7 protein-coding genes, 3 tRNA genes and 1 pseudogene are annotated in these 13,153 nt (G+C 39.7%); 7 read left to right on the top strand and 4 right to left on the bottom strand.

All coding sequences use genetic code 11. The features are described from left to right. Positions 1-11 precede the first annotated feature (11 nt). From EAE90_RS03360 to EAE90_RS03345, 4 genes and pseudogenes are all read left to right on the top strand, one after another. The gene (locus EAE90_RS03360) at positions 12-950 is read left to right on the top strand and encodes a DMT family transporter (RefSeq protein ID WP_214052277.1); all 939 of its coding nucleotides are present in this window, start codon (positions 12-14) and stop codon (positions 948-950) included. Positions 951-1,111: 161 nt separating this feature from the next. After that, positions 1,112-3,139 (top strand): ATP-dependent nuclease, encoded by a 2,028-nt coding sequence (locus EAE90_RS03355; protein ID WP_339920682.1) that lies wholly within the window; start codon positions 1,112-1,114, stop codon positions 3,137-3,139. After that, the gene (locus EAE90_RS03350) at positions 3,126-4,913 is read left to right on the top strand and encodes a UvrD-helicase domain-containing protein (RefSeq protein ID WP_214052275.1); all 1,788 of its coding nucleotides are present in this window, start codon (positions 3,126-3,128) and stop codon (positions 4,911-4,913) included. Before EAE90_RS03355 ends, EAE90_RS03350 begins: the two co-directional genes overlap by 14 nt. 469 nt (positions 4,914-5,382) lie before the next feature. Further along, positions 5,383-6,265, top strand: a pseudogene (locus EAE90_RS03345) (IS982 family transposase). Between the two features lie 103 nt (positions 6,266-6,368). On the opposite strand, the gene EAE90_RS03340 reads toward EAE90_RS03345, so the two are convergent. From EAE90_RS03340 to orn, 4 genes are all read right to left on the bottom strand, one after another. After that, positions 6,369-6,444, bottom strand: a tRNA-Gly gene (locus tag EAE90_RS03340). A gap of 65 nt (positions 6,445-6,509) precedes the next feature. Then, positions 6,510-6,585: transfer RNA gene (locus EAE90_RS03335), tRNA-Gly, on the bottom strand. Positions 6,586-6,640: 55 nt separating this feature from the next. Then, positions 6,641-6,716, bottom strand: a tRNA-Gly gene (locus EAE90_RS03330). Positions 6,717-6,921: 205 nt separating this feature from the next. Further along, on the bottom strand, positions 6,922-7,467 hold the full coding sequence (gene orn / locus EAE90_RS03325) for an oligoribonuclease (protein WP_214052274.1): 546 nt from the start codon (positions 7,465-7,467) through the stop codon (positions 6,922-6,924). A 219-nt stretch (positions 7,468-7,686) separates the two neighbouring features. Here orn and rsgA point away from each other — a divergent pair, with 219 nt between their 5' ends. The 3 genes from rsgA (at position 7,687) to mscM (ending at position 13,071) form a co-directional block, all read left to right on the top strand. Continuing rightward, positions 7,687-8,742 (top strand): small ribosomal subunit biogenesis GTPase RsgA, encoded by a 1,056-nt coding sequence (rsgA, locus tag EAE90_RS03320; protein ID WP_214052273.1) that lies wholly within the window; start codon positions 7,687-7,689, stop codon positions 8,740-8,742. Between the two features lie 73 nt (positions 8,743-8,815). Beyond that, a complete protein-coding gene (asd, locus tag EAE90_RS03315; RefSeq protein ID WP_214052272.1) occupies positions 8,816-9,709 on the top strand; it encodes an archaetidylserine decarboxylase in 894 nt (297 codons plus the stop codon). A 26-nt stretch (positions 9,710-9,735) separates the two neighbouring features. Further along, on the top strand, positions 9,736-13,071 hold the full coding sequence (gene mscM, locus EAE90_RS03310; RefSeq protein ID WP_214052271.1) for a miniconductance mechanosensitive channel MscM: 3,336 nt from the start codon (positions 9,736-9,738) through the stop codon (positions 13,069-13,071). The last annotated feature ends 82 nt before the right edge of the window (positions 13,072-13,153 follow it).

The raw sequence follows: 13,153 nt of genomic DNA, 5'->3' as shown, positions 1-13,153 counted from the left end.
CATTGACAAACATGAAAAGCAACCACGCATCAACGCAGTCGATCAACAACTACTCAACCTATATCAAGCTGTCTCTTGTGGCTATCATCTGGGGCGGAACATTTGTTGCAGGTCGATACATTTCTGTCGAGACACCACCCTTGTTATCAGCAAGCCTCAGATTTATTCTTGCGGGCATAACGCTCATTATCTTCCTCGTTTTATCAGGAAAAATGTTCGTCAAGATTAATCTATCCCAACTATTGAAAATCATTGGACTGGGCCTCTGCGGAATATACGCCTACAACCTTTTTTTCTTTTATGGTCTGCATCACACAACCGCCTCCAGAGCTTCACTTATCGTGGCACTAAATCCAGCAGTAATGGCGATTTTTTCATATTTCTTTTATAAGGAAAGACAATCGTCACTGAAAATACTGGGAATTATTCTTTGTCTGCTCGGAGCAATGATCGTAATTTTTAGCAAAACGCCACAACTGACGATTGGAGAAGAAGGTAACTGGTTAGGTGACACTTTAATCTTTGGCTGTGTTTTAAGCTGGGTTGCTTATAGCGTCTTCTGCAAGAACATTGTGAACCAAATCGGCCCGCTACATACCGTTACATACTCCATCCTGGCAGGCGCTATCATGCTAGCGGTAACGACCATTTTAACAGGTCAAATGAGTTTATCTGCAATACATGCATTATCCATGACTGATCTCTCCAGCTTACTTTATCTTGGCGTAGTAGGTTCAGCGGTGGCCTACATCTGGTATTACGACGGAATCCAAAGAATTGGTTCCACTCGCTCCGGTGTATTCATTGCACTTAACCCTTTGACCGCGGTATTGCTCGGAGCAGTACTATTAGACGAAAAATTAACATTCCCAATGTTCATCGGCGGTGCTCTCGTCATCGGAGGTATCCTGATTTGTAATAAGAGATCAACCGGTAAAAAACTAGGCTAAAGAAAAAGCCAGATTAGAATAAAAAGAAGATAAAAATTAGAAGCGTCAATGTTAACAGTATTTCTTGATAAAAACATTTCTATTGAAAATATCGCTAAGATTGTGGAGACTACTCCAAAAGTAGTTGAGAGGATTATCAGTAAGATAAAATAGATAAAGGAGTGCAAATAGTGTATTTATCGGAAATTTCAGTGAAAAACTTCCGTTTATTGGAAGATATTTCTGTTAAGTTAGAGAAAAATATTACTTTAATTGTAGGTAGAAATAATAGTGGAAAAACTTCTTTTACCCATCTGCTAGGCTATGTCTTTTCTGATAAAACACCTAAAAAATTAACTTTATGTGATTTTTCTATTAGCTGCATCGAAATATTTAAGAAAATAGCTTTCTGTCAAAAAGAAATATCTGTTGATAGAATTCTTTCTATGTCACGAAAATTCCCTCAAATTACTATCGACTTAGTGATTGACTATTCTGATAACCAAGATGACTATCCTGTTTCTTTGTTACCTTTTCTTATTGATATTGAAGCAGGAACAACATTAGCAAAAATAAAAGCCTCATATAATATTCCTAGTTCTGATAACTTACTGGAGTTTATAAGTAATCTAAAAAACATTGCAACACAGGATAAAGAAGCTAAGACTACCTTTCTAGATTCATTATCTGAATTAATTCAAAAATATTATTCATGGAGCATTATTACTGTTAATCCTAATGACAAATCAGATATAAGATCATTAGACTTTAGTAAATTATCAAGTTTAATATGTGGTTATTTTATTTCAGCTCAACGTTCTTTAGGTGATTATCAAAGCAGCGAAAAAGATTCTATTGGTAGTGTCATAAAATCTTTGATAACTAAAAGACCTGAATCAGAGAAATCGAAAAGTGATTTAGCAAAAGAACTTAATATTAGACAAGGGGAATTAACTGAAATTTCTCAACAAGAAATAGACAAAATGATCCCAAAAATCGCTTTTCTAGGTTCTGATCATATAGAAAAGATTGCCGTTGACGTACAGTTAAATATTGATAATTTTTCCCCTCACCTAAGTATGAATTACTTGCAGGGTAATTGCGGAATGAAATTACCAGAACATTATAATGGATTGGGTAGGAGAAATTTGTTACTTATCAGCATTAAATTAGTTGAATATATACAAGATCATAAATTTAATGACAAACATTCCGATATAAATATTATTTTTATAGAAGAGCCTGAAGCTTATTTTCATCCTCAAATGCAAGAAACATTTATAAAAATGTTGTTTTCCTATAAAGAAGAATTAGAAAAAACGTATTTAAATAACGAAAAATGGCCCGTGCAATTTGTAATTACAACACATTCACCTCATATTGCCAATAAAGAAAACTTTCAAAACATTCGTTATTTTAAATCTGTTAACGATACAAATATAAACAGAAAAACAATTATTAAAGATTTAAGTCGTTTTTCTGATTCATCTGAAAACCTTAATTTCCTAAGGCAATATTTAACACTAACAGTCTGCAATTTATTTTTTGCCGATAAACTGGTTTTAGTTGAAGGAAGCACAGAAAGAATTTTATTTCCCAAATTGGTCAAGATTTTTGAAGAAGAAAAAAAACAAAGTTTTCTGTCAAGTCAATATATTGCTACTTTAGAAGTTGGTGGAGCACATGCAAATATTTTTTATAATTTAATAGATTTTTTAAAAATTCCAACATTAATTATTACCGACTTAGATTCAATTGATTCTGCTATTGAGGGTTCCGACAAAACTTGTTGTGTCAGTAAAGGAAAAAGCACTTCAAACCCCTGTATAAAAAATTGGTTTAAAGATAATACCACACTAAAAAATAATGATTATTCACCAAATTCGCTAATTAAATGTAAACCAGAAGAGAAAATAAATGGATATAAAAAAATAACTTATCAAATTCCAGAAAAAGAGGATTTACCATGCGGTCGTAGCTTTGAATCTGCCTTAATGCTTGCTAACTTGGATTTATTAAATATTAACGAAACAGATGTTGTAAAATTAGAAGAAATAATCTGGAATAAAACACAGAATTTAAATAGTAAGAAAAAAATCGCCTTAGCTTTTGAATATGCATTCAAAAAAGATACCTGGAATATTCCAAAATATATTAAAGAAGGTCTGACCTGGTTAGAACAACAAGGAGCTCATCATGACTATGACTGATGCCGAAATTGCAGCTCAAAAAGCTCAAGAAGAAGTTTATAAAAAGATAACTCAACATGAATCCTTTGTATTGGAAGCTGGAGCCGGTGCAGGAAAAACATACGCACTGATTAAAACATTAAAATTTCTTATAGAAAATAATGAAAATGAATATAAAAGAACTGGAAAAAAAATAGCATGTATAACATATACCAACAGGGCAAAGGATAATATTGAAAGCAAAATAAAATTTAACCCTATAGTTTTAGTCAATACAATTCATAGTTTTTTTTGGTCAGTAATTCAACCCTTTCAAAAAGAACTTAAACATTACGTTATTAATTCCCCGGATTGGAAAAAACGTTGGGATTTAAAATATGCCACTTTGAATGATAGTAATTTCCCTTCTTCCTGGAGTATTGAAAATATAAAAGATTACTCTATTCAATATACTATCATGGCAAATAGAATTGTTGACCCTAAAAATAAATCAATTATTTTACATCATGATGATATTATTTCTTTTTCTACACTTCTTTTAAAAAGAGAAAAATTTCGAATTATATTAAGATCTGCCTATCCTTTTATCTTAATTGATGAATATCAGGATACCAATAAGTATTTAGTAGAAGCTCTAATATCTGAAATAGAAAGCAATAGAATATCACCCACAATAGGTTTTTATGGGGATTCATGGCAAAAAATATATGATGATGGTATAGGTGAAATAAAATCATCATACATAACTAAAATCGATAAAAAATCTAATTTTCGTTCTAATGGATTGATTATAAATATTTTAAATAAGATAAGGCCAGACTTAGAACAACTTGGTAATAATAATAGATCTGGAATAATCAATATTTTTCATACTAATAGTTTTAACGGAAAAAGACGTGATGGTACTGGTGGAGGACATTGGACTAATGACTTACCTGAACAAGAAGCGACTAATGCTTTAGAAATGATAAAAGAAAAATTAAATTGGAATTTTGATGATACAGAAAATACAAAAATTTTATTGTTAACAAATAACATTATTTCTAAATATGGTAGTTACCACAATTTATTAAAGTGCTTTAAATATCCAGATGATTTATTAAAAAAGAATAATAAATTTATAAATTTTTTCTCTAGTGTACTAGAACCTGTTTTTTTAGCATATCAAAATAAACGATATGGAGAAATGTTTGCAATTCAAGATAATTATTTTACCCCTCCAATGAAAAGCAATAGAGATAAAGAAAAACTAAATAACTATTTGCAATTGTTATTAGAATCAAGAGAAAAAACTATTTTTGATGTTATAGATACACTTATAAATCAACCTGTTCCATTCCCTAAATTGCCAGATGAATTAGAACAAACACATACTTTAATAAAATCACAATTGGATTTAAATGAAACAGAACTATCAACAAATCAAAAAACATATAAAAACATGTCTGTAATTAATTATCAAGAAGTGATTAATGCGCTTAATTATATTGATAACTTAACACCATTTAGTACACAACATGGCGTCAAAGGAGAGGAATATGAAAATGTTTTGATTGTTTTAGGTAGAGGTTGGAATAAGTATAATTGGGATAAATTTTTAACTTGGTCGAGGACAAGTAATGTGCCTATAGATAAACAAGATACTTATGAAAACAATAGAAACCTATTTTATGTTTCTTGTTCAAGAGCAAAAACCAATCTTTCCCTTTTATTTACTCAAGAGCTCTCTTCTAATGCTTTATATCAATTAGCTGAGTTTTTTGGTAAAAATAATATTCAGGATTTATATGAATAATTTTTATGTTTTCAACACTCACAAACTTATTAAGCTAATAATATAACGCTCTCTGCTGTATAGGTAACAGCCCACGTGTTAGCAGGAGTTAAAGCACGTGTGGATGTTCATTCAGCTCTTGCTAAACGGAGACTTAAAGAACCCACCTCTGGGTTTCCCCTGTCAGTAAAAGCGAAAATGCCATAATTTAACGCCATGCGGTTCATTCGTAATGATAAGCCTCGCTAATCTTTAATATTTCAAATGTGTAGTTCGGAAAATATCAAGAGCCTAAACCGGGCAAGGGAAGACAATGCATGGACTAGGTATAAGAACAAGTACAGGTAACATAACGATATACTTATTTGGAAAAGTGATGTACTTAAAGTACATAGTAATTAACCTAAGGTTTGCTTAAGAAGGGAACTAAGTGCCTGAGGCACGATCAAAGTTTTTGTCAAAGAAAACAAAATCGTGGAGATCCTCAGGTATGTTTAATTTAGAAGAACTTTACTGCTGCGTCGATAACTTTTGTCAAAAATTTATTCCTCTCTGGCATCAACAGTTAATTGAAAATGGCTTGCTCAAACGTCGCCGCGAGGCTTCCCTTTCTCTCAGTGAAGTGATAACGCTCCTCATTTTATTCCACATGAGCCATTATCGTGATTTTAAAACGTTTTATATTCAGCATGTCAAACACTATCTTAAGACCGATCCCCGGTTGGTCAGTTACGCCCGGATGCTAACCTTGAAGCAAAGGGCACTCATTCCTCTCTGTGCTTTTCTTTCGTCACGCAAGGCTGAAACCCAGCGGATCGCTTTTATTGATTCAACCCAAATTGCCGTTTGCCACACTCTCCATAATTCCCCGCCATCGCGTATTTCAGGGCGTCGCACAGCGAGGGAAAACCAGTACCGGCTGGTTTTATGGCTTTAAACTTTATCTGGTTATCAATGATTGTGGTGAACTTCTGGCGGTGAAGTTGACCTCAGGAAATCAGGATGATCGCCACCCCGTCAAAGCGTGGGTACAAGGGTTAACCGGATGTTTATATGGCGATAAAGGGTATTTGTCGCAGGCTTTGTGCGATGAACTGGAAGCAGAAGGAATAACGTTAATCACTCATGTCCGTAATAACATGAAGGGAAAAGCATTATCTCTCTGAGATAAGCTGATGTTAAGAAAGCGATTTTTGATAGAAACGATCATGGATCAGCTTAAAAATATTTCTCAGATAGCGCATTCAAGACACCGCAGTCAGCTCGGTTTTTTATTGGAAATCGTCGCTGGCCTAATTGCTTATACATTCCAACCTAAAAAACCGAGCTTGAATTTACAGGATTGTGATATCGCTATTTTTAAACGAAGCTGAGGTTAATTAAGGAGATGTGAATGGCATCCTTAGATCAATAAAATTCTAATACTTTGATTTCAAATCATTTTTATACTTTATTGACTGCCTAAATTCTGAGGCTTGGAGCGGGAAACGAGACTCGAACTCGCGACCCCGACCTTGGCAAGGTCGTGCTCTACCAACTGAGCTATTCCCGCATTACTGACTGGTGATAACCTGAAATAATAGACTAATCCCAAGAAATCAATTGCGAATCTAAACTTGGAGCGGGAAACGAGACTCGAACTCGCGACCCCAACCTTGGCAAGGTTGTGCTCTACCAACTGAGCTATTCCCGCGTCACTGGCTGGCTAACAATAACCAGAAACAACATACTGATTCCAAACCAAAATTTGGAGCGGGAAACGAGACTCGAACTCGCGACCCCGACCTTGGCAAGGTCGTGCTCTACCAACTGAGCTATTCCCGCATATCTTTTAGTATGCCATCCATACCTTGTGAAATTCATCATCGGTATGGGGTGCGCATTATACGAAAAATCGTTGCGCCCGCAAGCCTTTCAACGCAAAAAAACAAACTTTTCGGTCAAATGACGATTTAAACGCCAACACAGGTTAATTAATCGCCACGCCGAGTTGGCGTTATCATACCAACAGAAAATAACACTCTTTAACTCACAGTTGAATAAAGTGTTCCCGATAATAGGCTAACTCAGCAACTGATTCACGGATATCATCCAGCGCCTGATGAGTATTCTGTTTCTTAAACCCAGTAAGGATTTCCGGCTTCCAGCGACGGGCTAATTCTTTAAGTGTGCTGACATCCAAGTAGCGGTAATGAAAATAAGCCTCCAATTCTGGCATATAACGAAACAAGAAACGCCGATCCTGACTCACGCTGTTACCACAAATAGGGGAAGCACCTGCCGGAACCCATTTCTCCAAAAATTCAATCGTCGCCTTCTCTGCCTCACGCTCATCAATTTTACTTGCTTTAACACGTTCAACCAGCCCACTCCCCGTATGGGTACGCACATTCCATTTATCCATCAGAGCAAGTTGTTCATCAGACTGATGAACCGCAATGACCGGCCCTTCCGCCAAGATATTTAAATTCGCATCGGTGACAATTGTCGCAATCTCAATAATGCGATCCCGCTCTGGATCTAAACCCGTCATTTCCAGATCTATCCAGATAAGATTGTGCTCACTTTTTGACATGTTATATCCTAGATTGGAGAGATAGTTCTTATTAATGGTGTATCATAGCGCTTTTAAGTAATAACAGCGATATACCCTATGGATTTCAAGATGCATCGCGACGGCAAGGGAGCGAATCCCCGGGAGCATAGCTAACTATGTGACCGGGGTGAGTGAGTGCAGCCAACAAAGAGGCAACTTGAAAGATGACGGGTATAAATGTGGAACAAGTGAGGTTCGGTGGCTAAGCATAAACTATCCAAAGGCCAGCAACGGCGGGTACAGGCAAATCATCAACGCAGGTTGAAAAAACAGGATAATAAACCTGAAATGGATGATAGCCAGTTAGGTGAACCTCAGGAAGGGCTTGTTATCAGCCGTTTCGGCCAACATGCTGATGTCGAGGCAGCAGACGGTTCTATACAACGTTGTAATATTCGCAGAACTATCCGCTCATTAGTAACTGGCGATCGGGTGGTATGGCGTCCTGCGCTGCAAACACAAGCCGATGTTAAAGTAAATGGTATTGTTGAAGCTGTTCACGGACGTACTTCCGTACTTACGCGGCCTGACTATTATGATGGTATCAAACCTATCGCCTCCAATATTGACCAGATAGTGATCGTGTCAGCCATTCTTCCTGAATTGTCACTCAATATTATCGATCGCTACCTTGTCGCCTGTGAAACACTGGGCATTGAGCCATTGATCGTATTGAATAAAATTGATCTGCTGGACGAAGAAAGCCGTGAATGGGTCAACGAAATCATGTCCACATACCACAACATTGGTTACAGAGTATTGAAGCTCTCAAACTATACTGGCGAAGGTATGGAAGAATTAACGAAGATACTTGCAGGTCGAATCACTATTTTTGCCGGTCAGTCTGGTGTAGGTAAATCAAGTTTACTCAATACACTCCTGCCAGAAGATGAAGCAGAAATTCTGGTCAATCAAGTTTCAGATGTCTCCGGTTTAGGTCAACACACCACAACAACATCCCGTCTTTATCATTTTCCACATGGCGGTGATGTTATTGATTCTCCTGGTGTTCGGGAGTTTGGCCTGTGGCATTTAACACCGGAGCAGATAACTCAGGGTTTTATCGAATTCCGTGATTATCTGGGTGGTTGTAAATTCCGTGACTGTAAACATCGGGACGATCCGGAGTGTGCGTTACGGAAAGCAGTGGAAGATAACGAAATAACTCAAGAACGCTTTGAGAATTATCACCGTATTCTCGACAGTATGGATCAAATTAAACCACGCAAAACTTTTACAGATCACGATAGCTAACTGACATTAAATGAAAGGGCGGGTACAATACCCCCTTTTGTCTAATTTTGCCAATAGAATCCAAGAGGTTGACGTGCTGGATAACATTAAAATCAGGTTGCATTATTTACTGCCTAAACAGGGAATAACTCACCTGGCGGGCTGGTTTGCCAACAAAAAAGCTGGCTGGTTAACTCAACTGGCAGTCAAAGCGTTTGCCCGTGTTTATAAAGTGGATATGAATGAAGCGAAAGCGCCTGAGTTTTCAGCATACACCACATTCAATGAGTTCTTTATCCGCCCATTAAAAGATGATATTCGCCCAGTTGTCAGCAATGAACACCAATTAGCGCTACCTGCTGATGGTACTATCAGTCAGTTAGGCAATATCCGGACATACCAGCTCCTTCAAGCCAAAGGGCACCACTACACGCTTGAAGCTCTACTCGCCGGTAATCACCAGTTAGCCGAGATATTCCGTGATGGGCAGTTTGTAACGACTTACTTATCACCTAAAGATTATCACCGTGTACACATGCCTTGCGATGGATTACTGAAAGAGATGATCTATGTCCCTGGTGATCTATTCTCTGTCAATCCATTGACTGCCGCCAACGTGCCAAATCTGTTCGCTCGTAATGAAAGAGTCATCTGTCTGTTTGACACTCAATTTGGGCCAATGATACAGATTCTGGTTGGTGCAACTATCGTCGGCAGTATTGAAATGGCTTGGTGTGGTACGGTTACACCACCACGGGAAGGCATTATCAAACGCTGGACTTACCCCGAAGCCGGCGCAACTGGCGCAATTTCTTTCAAGAAAGGTGAAGAAATGGGGCGTTTCAAATTGGGTTCTACCGTCATTAACCTGTTTGCACCAAATCAGATACAGTTAGCTGGGCATTTAAGCAGTGGCTCAACAACCCGCATGGGTGAACTGTTAGCCCAAGCTATTTTGTCCGAAGAACCTACTGACAACATAAGCTAACCCCTTTCCAAGGAGAGCCCTTTATCGTGCGCCTGATTATCAGCTTACTGCTTAGCCTGATCATTATTAGCCCGGTTTTTGCTGCGATTCCACTTGATGAGAACCAGCTCAAACAAGAACTGAAACAAATCGAATCCAGCAAAAACCCGCAGGATGCAGAAGTTGCTCAGGCGTTACAAGGCGCTCTCAATTGGATTGCTGATACTAAATCTGCTAATGACAGAACACAGAAATATCAGACCACCATTGATGATTTTCCTAAAATCACGAAAGAACTTCGTCAAAAACTACTCTCTGAAAGTGATACTCCTCGTCCAATTCCCGCTAACCAACCCATTGCAAACATTGAGCAACAGATCATTCAGGTCAGCAGTCGGTTGCTAGAACAAGCAGGACAATTACAGCAAGAGCAGGACAAAGGACGGGAAATCAGCGACTCTCTCGTACTATTACCGCAACAACAATCAGAAGCGCAACGCCTGCTAACTGATGCATCCTCTCGCCTGCAATCGTTAGGAACACCATCCACTCCATTAGCAGAGGCTCAATTTGCCTTAGCTCAAGCCGAAGTCAATGCCCACAAAGCAACAGTCAATGAACTTGAAATAGCTCAACTTTCCGCTAACAATCGGCAGGAAATTTCCCGTATGCGGGTTGAACTGTTCAAAAAGCGCTATCATCGACTTGATCTTGAGCTGCAACAACTCCGCAGCCAACTTAATGCACAACGCCAGCAAAAAGCAGAATTAGCCTTAGAACATACCGAGATGCTGGCGGAACAGAGTGATCAGCTGCCAAAATTTCTGCTTGATGAATTACAACTGAACCGGAATTTATCTCAGGAATTAAATCAGCAAGCACAGCGAATGAATATCATCGGCTCAAAGCAACGACAAGCCGCCAGTGATATCATTCAGGTCCGGCAAGCATTGAATACCATTCGTGAACAAGCACAATGGCTCGGTGGCTCCACAACGCTTGGAGAAGCGCTCCAAACTCAGCTTGCCCGCTTGCCTGACATGTCTAAACCACAGCAACTTGATCGGAATATTGTCAAATTCAGGGTCGATCGTCTGAAATACGAAGACATGCTGGATCAGTTACAAAAAGAGACAAAACCCGTACAGCAAAGCAACGTTGCGTTAACTGCCGAACAAGAGCGGATTTATGATTCTCTTACCCGCACCCGCAAAGAATTACTCAATTCATTATTATCTGGCTATGACAGTGAAATCCTTGAATTGACCAAACTGAAAGTCGCTACCAGTCAGCTAAATGATGCGCTAACAGAAGTTAAAGAAGCCACACACCGTTATCTATTCTGGGTCGCGGATGTTAATCCTGTTTCGCTCAATTACCCAATCAGTGTTGTACAGGATCTGACCCGTCTATTATCGCTGGATACTTTCTCTCAGTTAAGCGGCGCCCTACTCGTCATGCTGACCACTCAGGATACGCTGCTGTACTTATTTGGCACGCTATTCCTGGTTGTATTCAGCATCGGCTCTCTCCGCCATTATTACGCATTCCTTGAACGCGCGAGTAACCGTATCGGCAAAGTCACCCATGATCACTTTTCCCTCACTTTACGTACCGTATTCTGGTCGGTTGTTGTCGCGTTACCTTTGCCGATGCTCTGGTCCGCAATTGGCTATGGGTTGCAAAGCGCCTGGCAGTACCCTATGGCGACCGCTATCGGTTATGGCGTCAGTGCGACAACCCCTGTTTTATGGATCTTCATGCTGAGTGCCACGTTCGCCCATCCAAATGGATTATTCATTGCCCATTTCCGTTGGCCGGAAGAGCGCGTCAAACGGGCATTACGATTCTACCAGCTATCTATCTTTGCCATTGTGCCGTTGGTCATGGCATTGATAACTTTTGAACATTACAGTGATCGAGAATTTGCTTCCACACTCGGCAGGCTCTGCTTTCTCATCTTGTGCGTCTCCTTAAGCCTGATCACTCATAGCTTGAAACGGGCAAAAATCCCGCTCTATCTGGATAAAAATGGCTCCGGCGAAAATGTTATCAATACCGCTCTCTGGTGGATTTTACTCTCTGCGCCGATAGTCGCAGCGCTAGCTTCCATACTGGGATATTTCAGCACATCACAAGCATTGCTGGGGCGTTTAGAAACTTCCGTTGCTATCTGGTTCTTCCTGCTGGTTGTTTACCATATCATCCGGCGTTGGATGCTGATTCAGCGACGCCGTATTGCCTTTGACCGGGCAAAACAACGACGGGCAGAAATTCTGGCTCAACGAGCCAAAAGCGAGGATGACTCAACGGGTTCAAGCAGTATCGAAGGTGCCATCGAAGTTGAGGAACCCATTATTGATCTGGATGCCATCAGCGCTCAGTCATTGGGATTGGTCCGTTCAATTCTGACTCTGCTTGCCTTGGTTTCACTCATTTGGCTGTGGTCAGAACTTCATTCCGCTTTCTCATTTCTAGAAAATATCCGACTGTGGGATGTCACCACGACAATAAACAATGTAGAAACTGTTCAACCCATCACCGTAGGTTCTGTCTTGATTGCTATCTTGGTGATTATTATCACCACTCAACTGGTGCGTAACCTGCCCGCACTGCTTGAGTTGGCCTTACTACAGCATTTGGAACTTACACCCGGTACCGGCTTTGCCATCACTACACTCACCAAATACACCATTACTTTGATTGGTGGTCTGGTAGGTTTCTCTCTGATTGGTATTGAATGGTCAAAATTACAATGGCTTGTTGCTGCATTAGGGGTTGGATTAGGGTTTGGCTTACAGGAGATCTTCGCCAATATTGTTTCCGGCCTGATGATATTGTTTGAAAAACCGATCCGTATCGGCGATACCGTGACTATCCGCAACCTGACCGGCAGCATCACCAAGATCAATACACGAGCAACAACCCTTTCGGACTGGGATAGAAAAGAGATCATCGTTCCTAACAAAGCCTTTATTACTGAACAGTTTATTAACTGGTCATTATCTGACACCATCACTCGTGTCGTGCTGACAATTCCTGCACCGGCAGAAGCTAGCTGTGAAGAGGTTACGCAAATCCTGTTAACCGCCGCTAAACGCAGCACTCTGATCCTTGATAACCCGGCGCCTGAAGCCTATCTGGTTGATCTTCAACACGGTATTCAGATATTTGAATTACGTATTTATGCTGCTGAAATGGGGCATCGAATGCCTGTCCGCCATGAAGTCCATCAGCTTATTTTGCAAGGATTCCGCGAACACGGCATTACTCTGCCATTCCCGCCATTTCAGGCGAGTATTGATGTCATTGGTCGGGATATTCGCAGCGCGACGACCAATATGTCAGGCCGTAATCCGCCACGTCAACCGGGTAGTTTGTAAGACAATGAAGTACTGAGCACCCGTACTTGAATCAACTCCCCCTATTTCGGGCAGATATGGCCTTTTACCGCCATCCTATGCC

The sequence above is a fragment of the Photorhabdus caribbeanensis genome (genome assembly GCF_018448885.1).
GTDB lineage: Bacteria > Pseudomonadota > Gammaproteobacteria > Enterobacterales > Enterobacteriaceae > Photorhabdus > Photorhabdus caribbeanensis.
The sequence above is the reverse complement of the archived record's forward strand: the minus strand, read 5'-3'. Positions and strand labels throughout refer to the sequence as shown.